Below are 20,763 nucleotides of genomic sequence, written 5' to 3'. Positions count from 1 at the left end.
ACGGAGTGCTCGATCAGCGATTAGCGTCGGGCTCCTGCGACGGATTCCGACACAGCAGCGTCAGAACACCGCACCGGATGAGGGCCGAACGGCCGCCATCCTCTCGTTCACGAAGGAGTCAACGAATGGACCGCTCTCGACTTTTCCGAGGCATGACGCTCGCAGCGGGCGCCGCAATCCTCCTCACCGGATGCACGACCGTCGGCGCCGGCTCCGACACCGCCGCCGGCAGCGGAGGCTCGGCCGCCCCCGGCGAGATGGTCATGGTGACCGTCGTCAAGGCGCAGACCATCCCGTGGTTCCAGCGCATGGCCGTCGGCGTGCAGGACTTCGCCGACGAGACCGGGATCGACGCCCGCCAGGAGGGCGCCGACGACGTCAGCCCCGAGAAGCAGACCGCGATCGTGCAGGACCTGATCGCGCAGCGCCCGACGGCCATCACGGTCGTCCCGAACTCGCCCGAGTCGCTCAGCAACGTGCTCGCCCAGGCCCGCCAGCAGGGCATCATCGTCGTCTCGCACGAGGCGTCCGGCATCGAGAACGTCGACGTCGACATCGAGGCCTTCGACAACGCGTCCTACGGCTCCGAGATCATGGACAACCTCTCGGAGTGCATGGGCGGCGAGGGGAAGTACGTCCAGTTCGTCGGCGGCCTGACCGCGAAGACCCACATGGAGTGGGTCGAGGCGGCGTACGAGACGCAGCAGGCCGACTCCCCCGGCATGACGCGCGTCGAGACCCCCATCGAGAGCACCGACAACCAGGAGACGGCGTACGAGCGCGCGAAGGAGATCCTCGCGAAGTACCCCGACATCGCGGGCTTCCAGGGCTCCGCCGGCAACGACGTCCCCGGCATCGCGCGCGCGGTGCAGGAGGCGGGCCTCCAGGACCAGGTGTGCGTGATGGGCACCTCGATCCCGTCGGTGGCCAACCAGTACCTGGCCGACGGCTCCATCGACAAGATCTTCTTCTGGGACCCGGCCCTCGCCGGTGAGGCCCAGCTGTCGATCGCGAAGATCCTCGCCGACGGCGGCGAGATCACCGAGGGAACCGACCTCGGCGTGGAGGGCTACGACTCGCTCAAGAAGCTCGACGGGTTCGACAACGTCTTCGTCGGGAACGCGTCCGTCGCGGCCGACGCGGAGACCGCCGCGCAGTACGACTTCTGATCCCCCTCCACCCCCGCTCCGGGGCGCGCCGCCCGCGCGCCCCGGAGCACCCTCAGGAAGGTCGACGATGACCGACGCTCCCCCCGGCACCATTGCCCCGATCCTCAGCGCCCGCGGCATCACCAAGCGATTCGGCGGCGTCACCGCCCTCGACGGCGTCTCGCTCGACCTGATCCCCGGCGAGGTGCACTGCCTCGCCGGCGAGAACGGCTGCGGCAAGTCCACCCTGATCAAGATCATCTCCGGGGCCGAGCGCCCCGACGCGGGCGAGATCTCCATCGACGGGGACACCCGCTCCCGGATGGACACCACCTCCGCGATCACGAGCGGGATCCAGGTCATCTACCAGGACTTCTCGCTCTTCCCCAACCTCACGGTCGCCGAGAACATCGTGCTGACCTCGGCCGTCGCGGCGAAGCACCGCCTCTACCGCGCCGGCACCGCGCGCCCCCGGGCGAAGGCCATCGTCGACGAGCTGCAGCTCGACCTGGACCTCGACGCCGACGTCGCCGACCTCTCGGTCGCCGACAAGCAGCTCACCGCGATCTGCCGCGCCCTCGTCAACGACGCGCGCGTCATCATCATGGACGAGCCCACCACCGCGCTGACGCACACCGAGGTGGCGCGGCTGTTCACGATCGTGGAGCGGCTGCGCAGCCGCGGCGTCGCGCTCGCGTTCGTCTCGCACAAGCTCGAGGAGGTCCTCGAGATCTCGCAGCGGGTGACGATCATGCGCTCCGGCCGCGTGGTCACCAGCGGCCCCGTCGCCGACTTCGACCGCCGCTCCATCGCCGAGCACATGACCGGCCGCGAGCTCGACGAGTCGCGGATCGTGAGCACGCTCGACGAGTCGGCGCCCCCGATGCTCGAGGTCGTCGGCCTCTCCCGCCCCGGCGCCTTCCACGACGTCTCGTTCTCGGTGCGCCCGGGCGAGATCCTCGGCATCACCGGGCTCCTGGGCTCGGGCCGCACCGAGATCGCGGAGGCCGTCTTCGGCTCCCAGCCCGCCGCCTCCGGGATCATCGCCGTGGACGGAGCGCCCACCGCGGTGCGCAGCATCCGCGACGCCGTCCGCGCCGGCATCGGCTACGTGCCGGAGGACCGCCTCTCGCAGGGCCTCTTCCTGGAGAAGCCGATCGCGGACAACATCATCGCGGGCTCCCTCGACGCGCACCGCACGCCGTGGCGCTCGCTCGACAAGCGGCGGATCCGCGCGACCATCGACCGGCTCTTCGCCGAGCTGTCCATTAAGGCCCCGAACCCCCATGCGCCCGTCCGATCCCTCTCGGGAGGGAACGCGCAGCGCGTGGTGATCGCGAAGTGGCTGGCGACCGACCCGAAGGTGCTGATCCTCAACGGCCCCACGGTCGGAGTCGACGTCGGCTCGAAGTCGCAGATCCTCGAGCTGCTGCGGCGCGAGGCCGCCCGCGGGATGGCCGTCGTCGTGATCTCGGACGACGCCCCCGAGCTGGTCGCCTGCTGCCACCGCGTGCTGGTGGTCGCCCGCGGCCGCATCGCCCACGAGCTCCGCGGCGACGAGATCACCGCCGAGAACCTCCAGAACAGAATGGCGGTCTGACGTGTCCACGCTCCGATCCCTCCGAGGCGCGAACAACGAGGGCGTCCTCGCCCTGGTCCTGGTCGCCCTCGTGATCGTCATGACGGCCGTGAACCCGGTCTTCTTCAGCGCGACGACGGGCCTGTCGATCCTCCGCAGCGCCACCGTGCCGCTGATCTTCGCGCTCGCGGTCCTGATCGTCATCGTCTCCGGAGGCATCGACGTCTCGTTCGCGGCCGTCGCGATCTTCTCGGCCTACACGGCGGTCAGCGTCACCCTCGCCACCGGGCAGGACCTCCCCGCGCTCGCGATCATCGCGATGGCCGTGGTGATCGGCGCGGTGCTCGGCCTGGTCAACGGCTTCGTGATCGCGCGGTTCCGGCTTCCCACGCTGATCGTCACGCTCGGCACGCAGGGCGTGTTCGTCGGGGTGATGTACACCTTCGTCGGCGCCCAGTACTACGCGCAGCTGCCCCCGTCGCTCGCGGCGCTCTCCTCGGTCAACGTCGTCGACGTGGCGACCTCGGGCGGCCGCGCGGCCCTCCACCTGATGACGCTGCTCGCCGTCGTGCTCGCGGTCGTGGTCTGGCTGATGCTGACGCGCACGATGTTCGGACGCTCGCTCTACGCGATCGGCGGCGACATCGAGGCCGCCCGCCGGGCCGGCTTCCGCGTGGTCAGGACCCAGCTCTCGGTCTACGTCCTCGTCGGCGTCCTCGCCGCCCTGGCCGGGATCGCGCACATGGTCCTCGGCCGCAGCGCCAACCCGCAGGATCTGGTGGGCGACGAGCTCGACATCATCGCCGCGGTCGTCCTCGGCGGCGCGTCGATCTTCGGCGGCCGCGGATCGGTGCTCGGCACGGTGCTGGGCGTCGTCCTGATCCAGGTGATCAACAACAGCCTGCTGCTCGCCGGCGTCCCCAGCGCCTGGCTGCGCGCCGCGGTCGGAGTCCTGCTGATCGTCGGAGTCGGCGTGCAGGCGATCGCCGCGCGCCGCAAGGCGAAGCGGGTCCGGCCCGTCGACGACGACGTGAGCCACGAACGAGAGAGCGCGAGGGTCGCATCATGACCGACGGATCCCGGACCACCTCCGAGCACCCGGCTCGGCGCATGAACGACCGCCTCGACGCGTTCACCCGCGGTGTCGTCGGACGCGCCGCGGGCAACCGCGGGACGGGCCGCATGCTCATCGCGCTCGTCGTCGCGGTCGCGATCTTCGCGATCGCCAACCCCCGCGTGTTCCTCAGCCCGCTCAACCTGCAGAACATCGGCGTCGCGGCTCCCGAGATCGGCGTGATCGCCATCGCGATGATGCTCGCCATGCTCACGGGCGGCATCGACCTCTCCCTCGTGGCGATCGCCAACCTGTCGGCGGTGACGATGGCGACGATCTACTCCCAGGTCGCCGCCGCCGACCCCGCCGCCGCGGAGGCGATGACCGTGCCGATCGTCCTCGCGGGCCTGGTCGTCGGAGTCCTCTGCGGCGCCCTCAACGGATTCCTCGTGAGCGTCGTCGGGATCACCCCGATCCTGGCGACCCTCGGCACCATGCAGATCCTCAACGGCATCGCGGTGGTGTGGACCGGCGGGACCACGCTCTACGGAGCACCGTCGGCCCTGACGACCTTCGGCATGATGGCCGTCGGGCCCGTCCCGGTGCTGTTCCTGGTGCTGCTCGTGGTGGCCGTCGCGGTCGCCCTGCTGATCAACACGACCTCCCTCGGCCGCAAGGTGCAGCTGGAGGGAGCGAACCCCGAGGCCGCGCGCTTCTCGGGCATCCGCAGTGTCAGCGTCCTCTCGCGCAGCTACATGATCGGCGGGCTGCTCGCCGGCGGCGCCGGGGTGCTGTTCCTCGCCCGCAACCCCACCGCGTCCGCCGACTACGGCTCCTCGTACGTGCTGCTCGTCATCGTCATCGCGGTGCTGGGAGGGACGAACCCGTCGGGCGGCTTCGCCTCGGTCGCCGGAGTCGTGCTCGCCACGCTCACCCTCCAGGTCGTCTCGAGCGGATTCACCGCTCTGCGGCTGACCTCCTACGAGTACGCCATCGCCCAGGGCGTCCTCCTCATCGCCGTCATGGTCCTCGACTCCGTCACCGCGAACCGGCCGCGCCGGCAGCGGGCGACGGCCCCGACCCCTCCCGCGCCCGCGCGGCCCACCGTGGACGCGTCCACCAGAACGGAGCACCAGTGAAGAAGATCATCAACGAGCCGAAGGACTTCGTCGACGAGTTCGTCGAGGGCATCCTGCTCGCCCACCCGACCCTGGTGAAGACGCCGGGCACCGACCTGCGGATCCTCGCCCGCGCCGACGCCCCCGTCGCGGGGAAGGTCGGGATCGTCACGGGCGGCGGCTCCGGCCACCTGCCGCTGTTCAAGGGCTACGTCGGCACGGGGCTGTGCGACGCGGTCGCCATCGGCAACGTGTTCTCCTCGCCGTCGTCCGCGCAGATCCTGGAGGCGACCAAGGCCGTCGACGGCGGCGCCGGCGTCCTCTACCTGTACGGCAACTACGGCGGCGACGTCTTCAACTTCGACCTCTCGGTCGACATGGCCGAGCTCGAGGGGATCCGCACGCTGACCGCCCTCGGACGCGACGACGTCGCCAGCCAGCCGAAGGAGCGGGCCGCGGACCGCCGCGGAGTCGCCGGGATCTTCTTCGCGTTCAAGGCGGCCGGCGCCGCCGCCGAGCGCGGGGACTCGCTCGACGAGGTCGCGGCCGTCGCCGAGGACGTCATCGAGCACACGGCGACCATGGGAGTGGGCCTCTCCCCGACGATCCTCCCGATGACGGCCAAGCCGAGCTTCGAGCTGGCCGAGGACGAGATGGAGATCGGGATCGGGATCCACGGCGAGCCCGGCATCCACCGCGGCGCCCTCGAGTCGGCGGACAGCATCGCCGAGCACCTCACGGAGCGGCTCGTCGCCGACCTCGGCATCGGCGAGGGCGACCGCGTGGCCGTGCTCGTCAACGGCATGGGCGCCACTCCCCTCGAGGAGCTGTACCTGCTCTACCGGCGGGTCCACGGGCTCCTCGCCGAGCGCGGCGTCACCGTCGCGAAGAACTACATCGGCGAGTACGCGACCAGCCTCGAGATGGCCGGAGCGTCGATCTCGCTCCTCGCCCTCGACGACGCGCGTCTCGAGCTGCTGAACGCCCCCGCCCAGTCCCCCTTCTTCCGAGAGGTCTGATCACGATGAACGGAACCGAACTCAGCTTCGCGATCGCGAAGTGCCTGGTCGTCTTCCCCGAGCACGCCGACGAGCTCGGCGACCTGGACCAGGCGCTCGGCGACGGCGACCTGGGCATCACGGTGTCGCTCGGCGCCAAGGCCGCCCGCGAGGCGCTCGCGCTGCTCCCGGACACGGCGACGCCGACCGAGGTCGTGCTCGCCTGCGCCAAGGCCTTCGCCAACGCGAACCCGTCGACGATGGCCGCGCTCGTCGCGGGCGCGCTGCTCGCCGGCTCCCGGGTCTGGGGCGACGCGGCCACCATCGACTCCGACGACGTCAGTGCCTTCGCGCTCGCGGCCGCCGAGTCGATCAGCCAGCGGGGCAAGTCGCAGGTGGGCGACAAGACGATCCTCGACGCGATGTTCCCCGCGGCCGAGGCGCTGCGCACGTCGGAGCCCGGCCCCGCCGCCCTCGACGCGGCGATCGCGGCCGCCGAGCAGGGCGTGATCAGCTCGAAGGAGCTGCAGTCCCGCCGCGGCCGCGCGTCGTGGCTGCAGGACCGCAGCATCGGCCTGCAGGACCCCGGAGCCACCGCCTACCTGCGGTTCCTCCAGTCCTGGAAGGCCGCCAATTCCGACCAGGGGGCGGAGCTCCCCGCGGAGACGACCTCCGACACAGAGATGAAGGTGCACTGAGATGGCGAGAATCGGATTCCTCGGACTGGGGACCATGGGACGCGGCATGGCGGACAACCTCGTGAAGGCGGGGCACGACGTCACCGTCTGGAACCGCAGCGCGGTCCCCGAGGTCGCGGGAGCGGCGACGGCCGGGTCCGTCGCCGACGCGGCGGAGGGCGCGGACTTCGTCCTCTCCTGCTTCGCCGACGACACGGCCGTGCGCGAGGTCGTGCTCGCCGAGGGCGGGCTCGCCGGCCTCGTCGATCCGTCGACGATCGTCGTCGACCTGTCCACGATCAGCCCCGAGGCCAGCGACGAGGAGCGCGCGGCGTTCGACGCCCGCGGCGTCCGCTTCCTGGACGCCCCGGTGTTCGGCTCGAAGGGCGAGGCCGCGGCGGGCGGGCTCTGGGTCGTCGTCGGAGGCGACGCCGAGGTCTTCGCCGAGGCGCGGCCCGTGCTCGAGGCGATCAGCGAGACCGTCCACCACATCGGCCCCGGCGGCTCCGGTGCGCGGATGAAGCTGGTCGGCAACCTGATCGTCGCGTCGCAGCTGCTCGCGCTCGGCCAGGCGCTCACCCTCGCCGAGAAGGGCGGGCTCGACCTGCACAAGGTGCTGGAGGTGCTCGCCGTCACCGACTTCAAGTCGCCGATCTTCGACGGCGTCGGTCCCTCCGTCCTCGCCGGCGACTACTCGCCGTCCTTCGCCCTCGCGCTGATGCAGAAGGACGCGGGGCTGATCCAGGCCTACGCGGACAGCGTCGGCGCGCCCGTCCCCGGCGTCGCGACGGCCCGCCACTACATCGACGAGGCGATGGCCGCCGGCTTCGGCGGGGAGAACGCCTCGGCGCTGATCAAGGCGATCGCCGCCGAGGCCGACGTCGACCTGACCCGGCGCTGACCCTCCGCCCGGGGGTGCCCCTGCCCGGCCGTGACGGCTGCCGCAGGGGCTCCCCGGCACCCTCTCCGTCCCGGCCGCGCCGCGTGCTTCACTGGAGGGATGACCACGCGTGACGACCACATCGCCGACTTCGCCGAGTTCCTGACCGCCTCCCCCTCCTCGTACCACGCGGCCGCCGAGGCGGCACGGCGCCTCGAGGGAGCCGGATTCACGGGGCTGGACGAGACGCAGGCGTGGCCCGCGGGGCCCGGCCGGTACTACGTCGTCCGCGACGGCGCGATCATCGCCTGGCACCTGCCCGAGGGCTCCGGGGCGACCACGCCCTTCCGCATCCTGGGCGCCCACACCGACTCCCCCGGCTTCATGCTCAAGCCCCGGCCGACGATCGGCTCGAAGGGCTGGCTGCAGGCCGGCGTCGAGATCTACGGCGGCCCGCTGCTCAACTCCTGGCTCGACCGCGAGCTCGAGCTGGCCGGGCGCGTGGTCACCCGCGACGGCTCGACGCGCCTGCTCCGGACCGGTCCGCTGCTGCGCATCCCGCAGCTCGCGATCCACCTCGACCGCACGGCGAACGAGGGCCTCACTCTCGACCGCCAGAAGCACACCGTCCCCGTGTTCGGCGTCGGCGACGCCTCCGAGGTCGACCTGCTCCAGCTGCTCGCCGCGCACGCCGGGCTCGACGAGGCCTCCGACATCGCCGGCTACGACCTGCTCACCGCCGACACGCAGGAGCCGCGCCGCTTCGGCCTCGACGAGATGTTCCTCGCCGCCGGGCGGATGGACGATCTCAGCTCCGTGCACGCCGGCCTCGTCGCGCTCCTCGCGGCGAGCGCCGATCCCGCGGCGCCGCCCGCGCACATCAGCGTGCTCGCCGCCTTCGACCACGAGGAGCTCGGCTCGGCGAGCCGGTCCGGAGCGAGCGGGCCGTTCCTCGAGGACGTCCTCTCGCGCATCGGCACGGCCCTCGGCGCCGGCGTCGACGAGCGCGCCCGGGCGATCGCCGCCTCCTGGTGCCTCTCGGCCGACGCCGGCCACTCCGTGCACCCCAACTATTCCGAGAAGCACGACCCGTCGAACCAGCCGGTCGCCGGGAAGGGGCCGCTGCTCAAGATCAACGCGACGCAGCGCTACGCGACGGATGCGCGCGGCGCGGCGCTGTGGGCGGGCGTCTGCGAGCGCGCCGGGGTCGGGTACCAGGAGTTCGTCTCGAACAACTCGGTGCCGTGCGGATCCACGATCGGCCCGCTGACCGCGACCCGGCTCGGCATCTCCACGGTCGACGTGGGAGTGCCGCTGCTCTCGATGCACTCGGCGCGCGAGCTCGCCCACGTGGACGACCTGGTCGCCCTGACCGCGGCGATCGAGGCGTTCTTCACTCCCTGAGCCGGGTCCGGCGCGACCGGGGCCCGTGGCTCCGCGCAGCCTGTGGGCGGACCCTGCGACTCCGCGCAACCGCCAGGCGGCCCCCGCGGCTCCGCTCAGTCGCCGGGCGGCCGCCGGCGCTGCTGCTTCGTCTCGGAGCGCTGCTGCTTCGCGGCGAGCCGTCGGCGGGTGGAGCCGCGCGTGGGCCGGGTCGGGCGCCGCGGGGCGGAGGGAGGCGCGAGGGCCGCGGTGATGATCCCGCGGAGCAGCTCGAGGGCCGTCTCGCGGTTGCGCAGCTGCGAGCGCTCCTGCGCCACCGTGACGGTGACCGCCCCGGAGACGAGCCGCCGCCCGAGGCGCTCGAGCAGGCGCGCGCGCTGCTCGTCCGAGAGGGCCGTCGACTCCTCGACGCTCCAGGTGAGCTGCACGCGGCTGTCGGAGGTGTTCACGTGCTGCCCGCCGGGCCCGGAGGAGCGCGAGAACCGCCACTGCAGCTCCGATGCGGGGACGACGAGCCCCGGCCGCACCTCGAGATCCATGCGGCAAGCCTGGCACGCGCCCGCCTCCGAGCGGGAGCGCCGGCGACCCGCTCCCGGGTGCGGTGTCCTCTTGCGGACGTGTCCGCTAGAGGCTCTTGTCCCCGCCGTGGTCACGTCCGGACACTGGAGAGGTGCCCGGGCGGGCGCATCGGCCGACTCCTCACTGCCACCCGAAGGCGTCGAGGGGTCGGCCGCACCGCGTCTGCGACGATGGCGGGCATGACGATCCTCGACCGGTTCCTCGCGCGCCTCGACGAGGAGGGAGCCCGCGACGGACTGCCGCCGGGCGCCGTGGACGCGGCCCGGCTCGCACTGGCCCGCGCTCGTGACGCGCACGATCCCGAGGAGCGGGCCGCGGCACTCGCGCCGCTCGCCCGGCAGATCTCGGACACCTGGCCGCACGCCTCGGCGCTCGGCCGGGACGTGCTCGGGTACGTGCAGGGGCTGCGACGGTAACGCCGGGATCAGGTCCCGCGGCCGGTCCTCGCCGAGACCCAGGCCTCGCTGAAGCTCGGTCCCCACGGCAACTCAGTCCTCGCGCGGCACCGTCTCGGCGAGGTCGATCTCACCGTCGTCCAGCGCTCCCGGCTCGAGCGCCTCCGGATCGACGAGCACCGACTCGCCGGCACCGGCGTCGCCGTCGCGGGTGCGCGAGTCCGCCGCCCACGCCGTGCCGAGCGCGAAGAGCGTCGCCACTCCGTAGTGCTCCATCGCGGCGGCCACGCGGCGGCGGCCGGTCCGAGGGTTCATGCCGAGCCGGTGCGACGCGGTCTCGAGCGTGACGCCCTGGCGCATCAGCCGGAGCAGCGGCAGCCAGCTCTGGTCGACGGCGCCGATCGGAGCGGCCTGCCGCCACAGGACCTCGAAGTACGACTCGACCAGCCCCGCCAGCGCCGCATGTCGCACGCCGAGCACGCTGGTCGGCTTCGTCTCGCCCCGCTCGAACGGGACGGCGAGGTGGTCGCCGTCGACCCAGAACCAGCTCGGCGGGCTCTCGAGGAGCCGGTACTCGACGCCCGCCGCCTGGTACGCCTCCACCCGGGCGAGCACCCGCGGGTCGCGCGCGCCGGCGGCCGGCATGATGACGCGCACCCGGTCCTTCGCCGCGAGCGCGTGCCCGAAGCGGATCGCCCGCTCCGTCGGCGGGTCGAGGAAACGCTCCACGTTCGGGAGCACCGCCACGAGCGAGCCGGAGTCGCGGCGGACGAGGTCGAACCAGAGGTCCTCGGACGCGTGCGGACCGTGGCGGAGGAGGGTCGGCACGGGATCCGACGTGTCCTCGCCGACCCGCCAGGCGCCGAGCAGCATCGGCAGGCCCGCGACGACGCGCTCGATCCCGTCCAGGGACTCCCTGCCCGCTCGCCGCGCCGACTCCGTGTGCCGGGCGATGGCCGCGGCCGCCCACTCCATCGGCGCCGGGAAGTCGAGCTGCTCGCCCTCGCCGCCCATGAGCCCCCGGCCGCGGAGCCGCTCGATCGCCGCAGCGACCTCGGCCTCGTCGATGTGGGTCAGCTCCGCCGCGTCGGCCAGCGTCGCCGGCCGTCCCCGCAGCAGCGCAGCCAGGAGTCCGTCGTCGTCCATGCGTCTCCTTCGCCGTGGGCCGTCACCCGAGGGTGCCGTCTCCGCGGTCGAGGAGCAAGGGACGCGCGGCGGACGGCGGGGAGCGGCCAGGCGGGGGCGGGGGATGAACTCGTGACGGGCACGGACCTCGGCTCACCTGAGGACTTCCAGCGGAGACCTTCTTCTTCGCTCTCGATCGCGATCTCTCGCAGTGGCGCCTCGTCACCGGGAAGGCGGTGGTCACTGCGGACGTCCGGGATCGATCAGGAGCGCGGTACTGCGGTCACTCGGACAGCAGCGGGATCGAGCGGCCCAGGCGCCTGCCGTACTCGGCGATGGCGCGGCCGACGGGGAGCCGCTCGGCCTCGTAGCGCTGGAGCGCCTCGTCGACCGGGTGCCGCGCGAGGGAGGCGGCGAGGGCCAGAGCGTCGCCCGCCGCCTTCGCCGCACCCATGGCCGTGTGCGGCCGCACCGTCACGGCGGCGTCACCGAGGAGGGCGACCCGGCCGCGGACCGTCCGCGGCGGGACGTAGTCGACGATCGCCTGCAGGAAGGGCTGCGACTCGGCCAGGACGGCAGCCGCGAAGGGCGGCGGCAGGCGGTCGACCGCGTCCTCCTCGAGCCGGCGGCGGAGGTCGTGGGCGAGATCGCCGGGCGCGAGGGACACGCTCTCCGACGCACGGCCGGACGCCGTCATCACTCCGCGGAGGGCCTCCTCCGAGAGGGGCCGGTACCAGACCCAGTTGTAGCGCCGTCGGCCGGGCTCCACCTCGCCGGCGGGTCCGGGGACGAGGTATCCGAGCATGTGCTCGCCGGGCGCGGTGTAGAAGGCGAAGCGTCCGAGCAGAGTCGCCGCGGCCTGGGCGGGGAGCGCCGACTCCGGGATCAGCCCGCGCCAGGTCGAGTAGCCGGCGTAGCGGTTCCCCGACGCCTCGGGCGCGACCGCCGCGCGCACGACGGATCCGAGGCCGTCGGCTCCGATGACGACATCGAACTCCAGGCCGCTCCCGTCGCGCAGCTCGACGACGACCGGGTCCGTCCCGACCGAGGGGCGCACCCCGGCGACGGCGTGGCCGAGGAGGTAGCAGTCGGCGGGGATCTGCGCGCGGAGCGTGTCGAAGAGGTGGTCCCACGACACCTGCGTCTGCGGGGAGGGGTCGCGGCCGATCACGCGCCCGGAGCGGTCGAGGGTGATCCGCTCGTGCGCGACGACGCCGACCCGCGCCTCGTCGTCGCGGCCGATCGCGTGCAGGAGGTCGATCAGGTCCTGCTGGGCCACCAGCCCGGCTCCCCGCCGCGACAGCCCCGTCGCCGACCGCTCGAGGACCGTCACGCGGTGCCCGTCGCGGACGAGCAGTGCCGCGGCGAACAGTCCGCCGATCGAGCCGCCGACGATCCCGACGTCGAGCGGGCGCACCGCTCCTCCTGCTGCCATGAGCGCGACCGTACCGGCGAGCGCGCGACGCCCGTTCCTACAGACGGCGGAACAGCGCGGCCTCAGGTGCGGTCGTCCGCGCGCAGCGACCGGATCATGCCGCGGAGCAGGCGCGCCGCCGCCTGCCGCTCCTCCTCCGCGAGCCCCTCCAGCATCCGCAGCTCCACCCCGCGGACGGCGGCGGACGCCTCGGCCAGGCTCCGGCGTCCGCGCTCGGTGAGCCGGGTGGGGAGCGCCTTGCCGACCGGAGCCGCGTCGGGGCGGGTGACGACGCCGTCGCGCTCCAGAGTCTGCAGCAGGACGTTCATCGACTGCCGGGTGACGAAGGCGCCCCGCGCGAGCTCCGAGTTGGAGAGGCCCGGCCGCTGGGCGAGGAGCTCGAGGCAGGAGTAGTGGGTGACCGTCATCCCGAGCGGGCGGAGCACCGCCTCCATCGCCGCGCGCAGGGCGCTCGATGCCTCCTTGAGGAGGTAGCCGAGCGAGGTCTCGAGGTCGATGCCGTCTTGACTCATGTCAGTATTCTGACATACGCTCCTGTGTGTCAGAAAGCTGACACAACCGAGGAGGAACCCTATGCCCGTCACCGGCCCCGACTTCGTCTCGCTCCAGGTCCGCGACCTCGCGGCGTCCCAGGCGTTCTACGAGCAGTACCTCGGCCTGGTCCGCTCGCCCGCCGGCCCGCCGCACGCCGTCGTCTTCGCGACGACTCCGATCGCCTTCGCCCTGCGCGACCTCGCGCCCGGCACCGACCTCGACTCCGCCTCCCGCCCCGGGGTGGGCGCCGCGATCTGGCTGCACGCGACCGGCGTGCAGGAGATCCACGACGCGCTCGTCGCCGACGGGCACCCCGTCGTCGCGGCTCCGATCGACGGCCCGTTCGGGCGCACCTTCACCTTCGCCGACCCGGACGGCTACCACGTCACCCTGCACGACCGCGCCTGAGCGGGACGGTGCGGACCGCGCCTGAGCTGAGCGGGGCAGAGCGGGACGGGACGGGGCCGAGCGCCTCAGCCCATCGCGCGCAGCTGAGCCGCGAAGAGGTGCAGCGAGCGGTCGACCTCGGGCAGCACCGGCGTCCGGTTGAGGTGCCCGTGGGGCATGCCGGCGGCCAGGTGCCCGGTCACGGAGACGCCCGCCTCCGCGAGCTGGCGCAGGAGCAGCTCGGCCGACCCCCGCAGCTCGTCGTACTCGTCCACGAGGACCGTGACCGGAGGCAGACCCGCGAGCGGCGCGGAGCCGGGCAGCGCCTCGACGGGGAGGTCGGAGATCCGCCCGAGGTAGGTGCGCACCATGCCCTCGATGCTCGACGGAGGGAAGCGGAGGACCGGCGGCAGCTCGCGCAGCTCGGCCGCGATCGCGTCGTCGACGGCGGGGTTGGGGAAGTGGGCGAAGGGGTAGGCCAGGAGCACGTGCTCCGGCAGCCGCGCACCGGCGTCGCGCTCGCGGAGGACCGCACCGAGGGCCAGGGCCGCTCCCGCGCTCGCGCCGCCGATCGCGACGGGTGTGGATCCGGACTCCGTGCTGCGGAGGTGCCGCCAGGCGGCGTGCACGTCGTCGAGCGGGACGGGGTAGCGGACGTCGGGGCCGGCGAGCCGGTAGTCGACGGAGACGACCCGGGCCCGCGCCCGGTGGGCGAGCTCCGCCGCGACGACGTGCGACTCGCGCATGTCGATGCTCCCGGCGGCGAACCCTCCTCCGTGCACCCAGAGCAGAGCGCGCTCGGGCGCGGCGGGCGAGTACACGCGCAGCGGGACCGGTCCGTGCGGGCCGGACGCGGTCTCCGTGACGACGTCGATCCCCTCGGGCAGCGACCAGGGCCCCGGATCCTCCTCGAAGGCGGCCATGCGGGCGGCCTGCTCGGCGTCGAGCGGATACGCGAGGCCGGCCAGGAGGGGCAGCCGGGCGGCGAGGTACGGATCGAGCGGCATCGGCGCCTCCTTCGGGGTCGGGATCGCGGACCACGCTAGCCCGGCCGCGGGTCCTCGAGCGGCGCCTGCTCAGCCGCGTCGCCGCAGGAGCAGCACGCCGTCCAGGAGCACGGCGGCCGTGCCGTCGGGAGCGGTCACGGCGCGCTCCCTCGTCTCGACGAGCTCCGCGGTCCACTCGGCGGGGTCGAGGGCCAGCTCGGCGAGCTCCTCCTCGGGGCCGACGAGGTGCATCGCTCCGTGGCGGTGGTCGTCGCCGCTCGCCCACGGCGGGGGCGCGGCGTGCGAGACGACGGCGAGGCGGCCGCCGGGAGCGACGACGGAGGCCGCCCGCCGCAGCACGTCGATCCGCGGGAACTCGGCCATCGAGTGCAGGAAGCTCGCCGTCACCAGATCGAACTCCCCCACGACCGGCCAGTCCTCGGCGAGGTCGGCCTGCACGAAGTCCACGTCGGCGCCCCGCTCGGCCGCGGCCGCGCGCGCCCGGCCCAGCGCCGTCTCGGAGAGGTCGAGCCCGGTGATGCGCCAGCCGAGCGACGCCAGCCACAGCGCGTCCGCCCCCTCGCCGGCGCCGAGGTCGAGGGCGCGGCCCGGCGGCAGCGAGCCGACCAGCCCGACCAGCGTCGCGTTCGGGCGGCCAGACCAGATCCGATCGGAGTCGGCGTAGCGCGCCTCCCACTGCTCGCGTGCGGTGCTCATGCTGCTCCTCGTCCCCGGGCGCAGGGGCACCCGCGTCGAGGATGCCGCGCCGCCGCTCCGGCCGCCAGCGCTCGTGCCGAAGCGGCACGGGCACCCGTCCCCGCGGACGACACGGCCAGACGGAGCCGCGGCGCCGCGCGGACCCGCCGGACGCACTTCCCCGACACGCCCTGCGCCGATTAGCGTCGGTGCATGGCCCTCCGACTCGAAGAGATCATCGTCGACTGCACCGACTTCCGGACCCTCGGGCACTGGTGGCAGGAGGCGCTCGGCTGGGACGTCGTGGACGAGGACGAGGACGGCATCGAGCTGCTCGCCCCGTCGGGCCGCGGGCCGAGCCTCCTCTTCCTCGACGTACCCGAGCGCAAGACCGTGAAGAACCGCCTGCACCTGGATTTCGTGCCGGACGACCAGGAGGCGGAGGTCGCGCGGCTGGTCGGCCTGGGGGCGACGCGGTCCGACGTCGGGCAGGGCGAGCAGTCCTGGGTCGTGCTCGCCGACCCGGAGGGCAACGAGTTCTGCATCCTCTCGGCGCGGGAGTGAGAGCGCTTCCACTTTCCAGGACGGTTGTCGGGAAAGCGCTTCCATGCGCATGCATCGAAAAAGAATCTGAGAAGTCAAGGGTAGAACGATCGTTCTCGACTCCCTAGCATCGCCTCCGACGCGTTTCCCGACCGGGAGCGCGCGGAGCCGAGGAGTCACCGTGACCACCTACGACAGACCCGTCGCCGCCGTCGGCATGACGCAGTCGCAGCAGCAGGGCGAGCTGCTCGCCGGCCGCGCCCTCGAGAACCGCGCCTTCGGCCTCTACGCGTACGCCTACCGGCTCACACTGTCGGACTCCGCGGCGAGCGCCGCCCTCCGTCACGCGGCGGTCACCGTCCGCAGCGGACGGCCGCAGGGACTCGACGACACGGGCGCCCTCGACCTGATGCGCTCCGAGGTCGGACGCGCGAGCGTGCAGCGCGGCGGCTCCGCGATGGAGCGCGCCGAGCAGGCCCCGCCGGCGATCCGCGAGGACGACCTGCTGCGCTCGGGCTTCCACCGCCGCCTGCACGCCCTGCCGACGCTCGAGCGCCAGGCCTGGCTGCTCCGGCACACCGGCGGCCACGACGTCGACGCGATCGCGGCGATGCTGCAGGAGCCGGCGGAGCGCATCCGCTCGGCCCTCGCCTCGGCCGCCCGCACGCTGGTCGAGGGCGAGCTGGCCGAGAGCGAGTCCGCGGAGTAGCGCGGCACGAGGTGCCCGAGAGACGCCGGGTCCAGCCGGCGGCGCCCCTCAGGCGTCTGGGACCCGGCCGCGACTCGGCACGACCGGGAGGACGGGGTCAGTCGAGGTAGTCGATGTCGTCCCACGGCTGGTGGACGTCACCGGTGTCGCGGTCGTCGTCCGGCACCTCGAGCTCCTCGAAGATCACCGGAACACCTGTCGAGATCAGGACGCTGACCTGGCGGTTGCCCACGATCACGAAGTCGACGAGGCCTCCTCCGGCCTGCGTCGCCTCGGTCGCCGACCGCTTCAGCTCGGCGACGTCGGTCCCCTGGGACAGCCCGTAGGTCTTGCCCTCGATGGTGACGGTGGTGCGGATCATGTGGCGCTGCTGCTCCTCGGCTCGATGGGTTCAGCGTACGAATCGCGACAGAGCGCTGCCAGGCCTTGCGGTGGACGCCCGCGGCTGCCACGGGTGAAGGGGCCGGCTGAGGCGAGCGGCGTCCGGAGCCGCGGCCGGAAGCAGCGTGACGGGCCGCTCGGGCGGATCCGCCGCTCCTGACCTCGGTTCCGGACACCGGGCGGCGGAGTCAACCGGGCGCGCTCCACGGAGCTCCCGCCGTAGCGTGGAACCTGTCCGCACGTTCCGCATCCAGCGACAAGGAGGATCCGATGACCGAGAAGAACACTCCCGAGGACCCGCAGACCACCGACCCCGAGCACGTCGACCCCGACACGGCCACCGACCCCGAGGGCGACCCGGTCGAGAACCCGTCGGGCTGACGCCCGCACCGGAACGGCCCGCGGCCACCGGGACCTCGCTGAGAAGGCGGAGTCCCGGGGGTCGCGGGCCGTTCCCGTGTCCGGCGCCGCCATACTGACGGAGTGCAGGCCGAGGACGACGAGCGCAGGGATCTCGAGCGGATCCTGTCGGCCCGACCCCGCGACGACGGCGCCGACCGGGACGAGCGGCGCGATGCGCTGCGGCGGCTCGGCGAGCTGGAGGCGGAGGACGCTCCTCCCGGAGTGACGGGGTCCGGCGCGCAGACCGGCGCCGCGCCGTCCGTGGCGCAGCCGGGCGCGGCGCATCCCGGGACGGCGACCGACTCGCGTGCCCCCCTGCCGGCGGCCGCACTTCCGCTGTCGGCGACCGTCGGCTCCGAGACTGCGGAGTCGCCCGCCGAGCACCCCGACGGGCCGGCCCCGCGGACGCCGCACCCGCGCCGCCGCCGCCTCGTGCTCGCCGCCGCGATCGTCGGCGGTGCCGCGGTCGGCGCGATCGTCCCCACCGCGCTCCTCCTCCCTCCGCCCGCGGACCCCGTCGCCGCGCCGACCGCCTCCGCGGATCCCGCCGACCGCTTCGCCGCGCTCGTGGAGGGCTGGGAGCCGACCACCGACGTCCCGCCGGGTCTCGCCCTGCTCGCCGGGGAGGCCGTCGTCTACGGCTCCGGGTTCGACACCGCCGAGAACGACCGCCTGCTGATCACCGAGCCGAACGGCACCACGGTGTGCCTCGCCGTGCAGCGCCCGGACGCGTCCTTCTTCGCCGGCTGCACCGGCTCCGAGGCGTTCTTCGCCGGGGAGCCCCTCCGGGTCAGCGGCACGACGCTCCGCAGCGGCGCCCCGGTGTACACGCAGATCCTGCTCCGCCCGGACGGGACGATCGAGGGCGGCTACCAGCTGGTGCCGGAGTCGCCGCAGCCCGAGGCGGAGGAGTCCGGATCGGTGGAGTCCGGGTCGGCGGAGTCCGCGACCAGCGAGCCCTGAGCCGCCGAGCCCGCGACCAGCGAGCCGTGAGCCTGCGAGCCGCTAGGCGCGCGTCGCCTCCGCCGCGTCCGCGATCACCTCGGCCGCGGACGCCGTCCGCTCCCACACCGCGCGCTGCCGCTCGGCGCCCGTGCCCCGCGCCAGGACCCGCTCGACGCCGCACGCCGCGACCTCCTCGTCGCCCGACTCCGCCAGCGCCCGACCCGCGTGGTCGAGCAGGCGCGCCAGCACCGCGGAGGCGGGGGCCGGGCAGCCGTCGACCGGATCGATGAGGTCGCCGGTCGTGCCGTGGCGGCTCGCCAGCCAGGAGGAGACGGCGATCACCGGAGTCGGCAGCGGCACGGGCGGGACCCCGGCGTCCGCGTCGCGCACGGCCGTCTCGGCGAGCGCCCGGATCAGGACGGCGATCAGCGCCGAGTCCTCGGCGTGCAGCGGGACATCGGCGATGCGCACCTCGACGGTCGGGTGCGCGCGGGAGAGACGGGCGTCGAAGTAGAGCATGCCCTCGTCCAGCAGCACGCCGCAGGAGGTGAGGGAGGCGACGACGCTCCGGTACTGCTCGAGGTCGCCCCAGATCCCGACCGGGCCGGCGGTGGGCCAGCGCCCCCACGACTGGTAGCGCCAGCTGGAGAAGCCGGTGTCGACGCCGGCGCTCAGCGGGGAGTTGGTGCTCAGGGCGAGGAGGGCGGGCAGCCAGCCGCGCAGCCGGTCGAGGACCGCGATCCCCTCCTCCGGCGACCCGATCCCGACATGGACGTGCAGGCCGCAGGTGAACTGCTCGCGGGCGACGAGGCCGAAGCGCTCGGCCATCCGGTCGTAGCGCTCGTCGGCCGAGAGGTGCGGCTCGAACGCGGCGGGGCTGGTCGCGACCGCGACGGCGCGGGCGCCGACCTCGCGGGCGGAGTCGTCGGCCAGGCGGCGGCCCTCGCGCAGCCCGGCCAGCAGCGCGTCGTGCGTGCGGGCGGGAGCGCCGACCGCCTCGATCTGCTCCGCCTTGAGCTCGGCGGCCAGGGCGACCGCCGCGGAGCCGCGGACGGAGCCGAGCAGCAGCGGCGCCGCGGGCGTCGGGAGGAACGTGCCGGCGTCGACGAGGAGGTACTCCTCCTCCACCCCGAAGGTGCGGGCGCTCATCGGAGCGCCTTCCGCCCGAGTCCCCCGCCGCAGCCCACCCGGTCATCCCACCGTGCCGTGCGCCCGCCGGGCAACCGTCCTCGGCCGATGTTCAGCGTCGGGGCACGGTCGGGGACCCCCGTCCGCGTGCGGGCTGTCAAGGCCGGGTGCGGCGGAGCGCGGAGCGGCAGGATCGAGGAACACCCAGAACCGGAGGTCCCCGTGCCCGACAGCACTCCCGAGCAGGCCGAGTACGACGTCGCCGTCATCGGCGCAGGACCCGCGGGGACGGCCGCCGCCCTCCGCGCCGCTGAGCTGGGAGCGCGCGTCGTCGTGCTCGAGGCCGCGCGCGTCGGCGGCACCTGCGTCAACACCGGCTGCGTGCCCACCCGCGTCCTGGCGAAGACGGCGCGGATGATGCGCGAGACCCGCTCCGCCGGCGACTACGGTATCGAGATCGGCACTCCCGTCCTCGACTGGGCCGCGACCGTGCGCCACGTGCACGAGCGCGTCGACCTGGTGCGCTCGATCAAGCGCGAGGCGCAGCGGTTCGAGGAGGCGGGGGTCGACCTGATCCACGAGGGCCGCGCCCGCTTCGTCGACGAGAGCACCCTCGTGCTCGACAGCGGGAGGCGGATCCGCGCGCGCTCGATCATGGTCTGCGTCGGCGGGCACTCGCGGCGGCTGCCGATCCCGGGCGCCGAGCTCGCGACCGTGCCGGAGGACGTGCTCGGGCTGACCGAGCTGCCGCGCCGCGTCGCCGTGATCGGCGGCGGCAACACGGGCGCCCAGCTCGTCACCGTCTTCAACGCCTTCGGCTCGGAGGTGACGCTCCTCGACGTCGCCCCGCGGATCCTGATGACCTCCGACTCCAGCATCTCCGAGCACGTCGCGTCCGCCTTCGAGCGCCAGGGCGTCCGCGTCCGCACCGGGATCGAGACGGTGTCGGGCATCGAGCGGCAGGACGACGGCTCGCTCGCGATCGCGTGGCGCGAGGGCGGCGAGGATCGCACGGCCGAGGTCGACGTGGTGATCATGGCCACCGGCTGGCCCGCCGACGTCGAGGACCTCGGACTCGAGAACGCGGGCATCGAGGTCGTCCGCTCGGCGATCCCCGCCGACCAGTACTTCCGCACCGTCGTGCCGCACATCTTCGCGGTCGGCGACGCGAACGGGCGCGACATGCTCGTCCAGGCGGCGCAGTTCGAGGCGGAGGCCGCCGCCGAGAACGCGGTGCTCGGCGCGAACCGGCGCACGCCCCAGTTCCTCCTGCCCGCGGGCGGATTCACGGACCCGGACTACGCGGGCGTCGGCTTCACCCAGGAGCAGGCCCGCGAGCGCGACCCGCAGTGCGTCGTCGCCTCGGTGCCGTTCTCGCACCTGGACCGCGCCGTCATCGACGACCGCGAGAACGGGTTCCTCACGCTGATCGCCGACCGGCGCCGCGAGCTGCTGCTCGGCGCGCACGCGGTCGGCGAGAACGCGATCGAGGTCGTGCAGTCGGTCACCACCGCGATGGCGGCCGGAGTCGACCTCGCGACCCTCGCGAACGTCCGCTTCGCCTACCCCACCTACAGCGCGGTGATCGGGATGGCGGCGCGCGCCCTGCTGGCCGAGCCGGCGCGCCCGACCGAGCTGGACTGACGCGCTACCCGATCCTCGGAGGCGGCGCCAGCCCCGA

At 73.6% G+C, this 20,763-nt stretch carries 22 protein-coding genes; 14 read left to right on the top strand and 8 right to left on the bottom strand.

Annotated elements, in window-relative coordinates; all coding sequences use genetic code 11:
- The first annotated feature begins 152 nt into the window (after positions 1-152).
- From C5D50_RS04695 to C5D50_RS04660, 8 genes are all read left to right on the top strand, one after another.
- Positions 153-1,169 (top strand): autoinducer 2 ABC transporter substrate-binding protein, encoded by a 1,017-nt coding sequence (locus C5D50_RS04695; protein WP_258060406.1) that lies wholly within the window; start codon positions 153-155, stop codon positions 1,167-1,169.
- Positions 1,170-1,236: 67 nt separating this feature from the next.
- Complete coding sequence (locus tag C5D50_RS04690; protein ID WP_104282883.1) at positions 1,237-2,748, top strand: sugar ABC transporter ATP-binding protein; 1,512 nt, start codon at positions 1,237-1,239, stop codon at positions 2,746-2,748.
- 1 nt (position 2,749) lies between these two features.
- A complete protein-coding gene (locus C5D50_RS04685; protein ID WP_244229522.1) occupies positions 2,750-3,796 on the top strand; it encodes an ABC transporter permease in 1,047 nt (348 codons plus the stop codon).
- Positions 3,793-4,920 (top strand): ABC transporter permease, encoded by a 1,128-nt coding sequence (locus tag C5D50_RS04680; protein ID WP_244229523.1) that lies wholly within the window; start codon positions 3,793-3,795, stop codon positions 4,918-4,920. Before C5D50_RS04685 ends, C5D50_RS04680 begins: the two co-directional genes overlap by 4 nt.
- A complete protein-coding gene (locus C5D50_RS04675; RefSeq protein WP_104238142.1) occupies positions 4,917-5,918 on the top strand; it encodes a dihydroxyacetone kinase subunit DhaK in 1,002 nt (333 codons plus the stop codon). Before C5D50_RS04680 ends, C5D50_RS04675 begins: the two co-directional genes overlap by 4 nt.
- Before the next feature lie 5 nt (positions 5,919-5,923).
- The gene (locus C5D50_RS04670; RefSeq protein ID WP_104282882.1) at positions 5,924-6,595 is read left to right on the top strand and encodes a DAK2 domain-containing protein; all 672 of its coding nucleotides are present in this window, start codon (positions 5,924-5,926) and stop codon (positions 6,593-6,595) included.
- A 1-nt stretch (position 6,596) separates the two neighbouring features.
- Complete coding sequence (locus C5D50_RS04665) at positions 6,597-7,475, top strand: NAD(P)-dependent oxidoreductase (RefSeq protein WP_104282881.1); 879 nt, start codon at positions 6,597-6,599, stop codon at positions 7,473-7,475.
- Between the two features lie 99 nt (positions 7,476-7,574).
- A complete protein-coding gene (locus C5D50_RS04660) occupies positions 7,575-8,858 on the top strand; it encodes a M18 family aminopeptidase (RefSeq protein WP_104282880.1) in 1,284 nt (427 codons plus the stop codon).
- A gap of 95 nt (positions 8,859-8,953) precedes the next feature.
- Here C5D50_RS04660 and arfB read toward each other — a convergent pair whose 3' ends face one another.
- Positions 8,954-9,376, bottom strand: a complete 423-nt coding sequence (gene arfB, locus C5D50_RS04655; RefSeq protein WP_104282879.1) for an alternative ribosome rescue aminoacyl-tRNA hydrolase ArfB — start codon at positions 9,374-9,376, stop codon at positions 8,954-8,956.
- A 219-nt stretch (positions 9,377-9,595) separates the two neighbouring features.
- On the opposite strand from arfB, the gene C5D50_RS04650 reads away from it, so the two are divergent.
- Positions 9,596-9,832 carry a hypothetical protein gene (locus C5D50_RS04650; protein WP_104282878.1) on the top strand — a complete coding sequence of 79 codons (237 nt, stop codon included), beginning with the start codon at positions 9,596-9,598 and terminating at the stop codon, positions 9,830-9,832.
- Between the two features lie 72 nt (positions 9,833-9,904).
- Here C5D50_RS04650 and C5D50_RS04645 read toward each other — a convergent pair whose 3' ends face one another.
- From C5D50_RS04645 to C5D50_RS04635, 3 genes are all read right to left on the bottom strand, one after another.
- Positions 9,905-10,957: a hypothetical protein gene (locus C5D50_RS04645; protein WP_104282877.1), complete on the bottom strand. Its 1,053-nt coding sequence runs from the start codon at positions 10,955-10,957 to the stop codon at positions 9,905-9,907.
- Between the two features lie 262 nt (positions 10,958-11,219).
- Positions 11,220-12,371: an FAD-dependent monooxygenase gene (locus C5D50_RS04640; RefSeq protein WP_219814690.1), complete on the bottom strand. Its 1,152-nt coding sequence runs from the start codon at positions 12,369-12,371 to the stop codon at positions 11,220-11,222.
- Positions 12,372-12,433: 62 nt separating this feature from the next.
- Positions 12,434-12,883, bottom strand: a complete 450-nt coding sequence (locus C5D50_RS04635) for a MarR family winged helix-turn-helix transcriptional regulator (RefSeq protein WP_104266509.1) — start codon at positions 12,881-12,883, stop codon at positions 12,434-12,436.
- A gap of 61 nt (positions 12,884-12,944) precedes the next feature.
- Here C5D50_RS04635 and C5D50_RS04630 point away from each other — a divergent pair, with 61 nt between their 5' ends.
- Positions 12,945-13,313, top strand: a complete 369-nt coding sequence (locus C5D50_RS04630; protein WP_104238135.1) for a VOC family protein — start codon at positions 12,945-12,947, stop codon at positions 13,311-13,313.
- 65 nt (positions 13,314-13,378) lie between these two features.
- Here C5D50_RS04630 and C5D50_RS04625 read toward each other — a convergent pair whose 3' ends face one another.
- Positions 13,379-14,299 (bottom strand): alpha/beta hydrolase fold domain-containing protein, encoded by a 921-nt coding sequence (locus tag C5D50_RS04625; RefSeq protein WP_104282875.1) that lies wholly within the window; start codon positions 14,297-14,299, stop codon positions 13,379-13,381.
- A gap of 69 nt (positions 14,300-14,368) precedes the next feature.
- The gene (locus tag C5D50_RS04620; protein WP_104282874.1) at positions 14,369-14,995 is read right to left on the bottom strand and encodes a class I SAM-dependent methyltransferase; all 627 of its coding nucleotides are present in this window, start codon (positions 14,993-14,995) and stop codon (positions 14,369-14,371) included.
- A gap of 192 nt (positions 14,996-15,187) precedes the next feature.
- Between C5D50_RS04620 and C5D50_RS04615 the strand changes: the two genes are divergently transcribed.
- Positions 15,188-15,538 (top strand): VOC family protein, encoded by a 351-nt coding sequence (locus C5D50_RS04615; RefSeq protein WP_104224051.1) that lies wholly within the window; start codon positions 15,188-15,190, stop codon positions 15,536-15,538.
- A gap of 160 nt (positions 15,539-15,698) precedes the next feature.
- Complete coding sequence (locus tag C5D50_RS04610) at positions 15,699-16,226, top strand: hypothetical protein (RefSeq protein ID WP_104282873.1); 528 nt, start codon at positions 15,699-15,701, stop codon at positions 16,224-16,226.
- 97 nt (positions 16,227-16,323) lie between these two features.
- On the opposite strand, the gene C5D50_RS04605 is transcribed toward C5D50_RS04610, so the two are convergent.
- Positions 16,324-16,587 (bottom strand): hypothetical protein, encoded by a 264-nt coding sequence (locus C5D50_RS04605; protein ID WP_104224053.1) that lies wholly within the window; start codon positions 16,585-16,587, stop codon positions 16,324-16,326.
- Between the two features lie 503 nt (positions 16,588-17,090).
- On the opposite strand from C5D50_RS04605, the gene C5D50_RS04600 reads away from it, so the two are divergent.
- Positions 17,091-17,972 carry a hypothetical protein gene (locus C5D50_RS04600; RefSeq protein WP_104282872.1) on the top strand — a complete coding sequence of 294 codons (882 nt, stop codon included), beginning with the start codon at positions 17,091-17,093 and terminating at the stop codon, positions 17,970-17,972.
- Between the two features lie 42 nt (positions 17,973-18,014).
- Here the strand turns inward: C5D50_RS04600 and C5D50_RS04595 are convergent, their stop codons facing one another.
- Positions 18,015-19,103 carry a glutamate--cysteine ligase gene (locus tag C5D50_RS04595; protein WP_104282871.1) on the bottom strand — a complete coding sequence of 363 codons (1,089 nt, stop codon included), beginning with the start codon at positions 19,101-19,103 and terminating at the stop codon, positions 18,015-18,017.
- A gap of 201 nt (positions 19,104-19,304) precedes the next feature.
- On the opposite strand from C5D50_RS04595, the gene C5D50_RS04590 reads away from it, so the two are divergent.
- The gene (locus C5D50_RS04590; protein ID WP_258060409.1) at positions 19,305-20,726 is read left to right on the top strand and encodes an NAD(P)/FAD-dependent oxidoreductase; all 1,422 of its coding nucleotides are present in this window, start codon (positions 19,305-19,307) and stop codon (positions 20,724-20,726) included.
- Positions 20,727-20,763 lie beyond the last annotated feature (37 nt).

This window comes from Rathayibacter sp. RFBD1 (genome assembly GCF_002932915.1).
Classification (GTDB): domain Bacteria; phylum Actinomycetota; class Actinomycetes; order Actinomycetales; family Microbacteriaceae; genus Rathayibacter.
The sequence above is the reverse complement of the archived record's forward strand: the minus strand, read 5'-3'. Positions and strand labels throughout refer to the sequence as shown.

Bases quoted from the DNA above. Each gene is read 5' to 3' on its own strand.
- C5D50_RS04695 (WP_258060406.1), top strand. From the start codon at position 153: ATGACGCTCGCAGCGGGCGCCGCAATCCTCCTCACCGGATGCACGACC.
- C5D50_RS04690 (WP_104282883.1), top strand. From the start codon at position 1,237: ATGACCGACGCTCCCCCCGGCACCATTGCCCCGATCCTCAGCGCCCGC.
- C5D50_RS04680 (WP_244229523.1), top strand. From the start codon at position 3,793: ATGACCGACGGATCCCGGACCACCTCCGAGCACCCGGCTCGGCGCATG.
- C5D50_RS04670 (WP_104282882.1), top strand. From the start codon at position 5,924: ATGAACGGAACCGAACTCAGCTTCGCGATCGCGAAGTGCCTGGTCGTC.
- C5D50_RS04665 (WP_104282881.1), top strand. From the start codon at position 6,597: ATGGCGAGAATCGGATTCCTCGGACTGGGGACCATGGGACGCGGCATG.
- C5D50_RS04660 (WP_104282880.1), top strand. From the start codon at position 7,575: ATGACCACGCGTGACGACCACATCGCCGACTTCGCCGAGTTCCTGACC.
- arfB (WP_104282879.1), bottom strand. From the start codon at position 9,376: ATGGATCTCGAGGTGCGGCCGGGGCTCGTCGTCCCCGCATCGGAGCTG.
- C5D50_RS04650 (WP_104282878.1), top strand. From the start codon at position 9,596: ATGACGATCCTCGACCGGTTCCTCGCGCGCCTCGACGAGGAGGGAGCC.
- C5D50_RS04645 (WP_104282877.1), bottom strand. From the start codon at position 10,957: ATGGACGACGACGGACTCCTGGCTGCGCTGCTGCGGGGACGGCCGGCG.
- C5D50_RS04640 (WP_219814690.1), bottom strand. From the start codon at position 12,371: ATGGCAGCAGGAGGAGCGGTGCGCCCGCTCGACGTCGGGATCGTCGGC.
- C5D50_RS04635 (WP_104266509.1), bottom strand. From the start codon at position 12,883: ATGAGTCAAGACGGCATCGACCTCGAGACCTCGCTCGGCTACCTCCTC.
- C5D50_RS04630 (WP_104238135.1), top strand. From the start codon at position 12,945: ATGCCCGTCACCGGCCCCGACTTCGTCTCGCTCCAGGTCCGCGACCTC.
- C5D50_RS04625 (WP_104282875.1), bottom strand. From the start codon at position 14,299: ATGCCGCTCGATCCGTACCTCGCCGCCCGGCTGCCCCTCCTGGCCGGC.
- C5D50_RS04620 (WP_104282874.1), bottom strand. From the start codon at position 14,995: ATGAGCACCGCACGCGAGCAGTGGGAGGCGCGCTACGCCGACTCCGAT.
- C5D50_RS04615 (WP_104224051.1), top strand. From the start codon at position 15,188: ATGGCCCTCCGACTCGAAGAGATCATCGTCGACTGCACCGACTTCCGG.
- C5D50_RS04605 (WP_104224053.1), bottom strand. From the start codon at position 16,587: ATGATCCGCACCACCGTCACCATCGAGGGCAAGACCTACGGGCTGTCC.
- C5D50_RS04595 (WP_104282871.1), bottom strand. From the start codon at position 19,103: ATGAGCGCCCGCACCTTCGGGGTGGAGGAGGAGTACCTCCTCGTCGAC.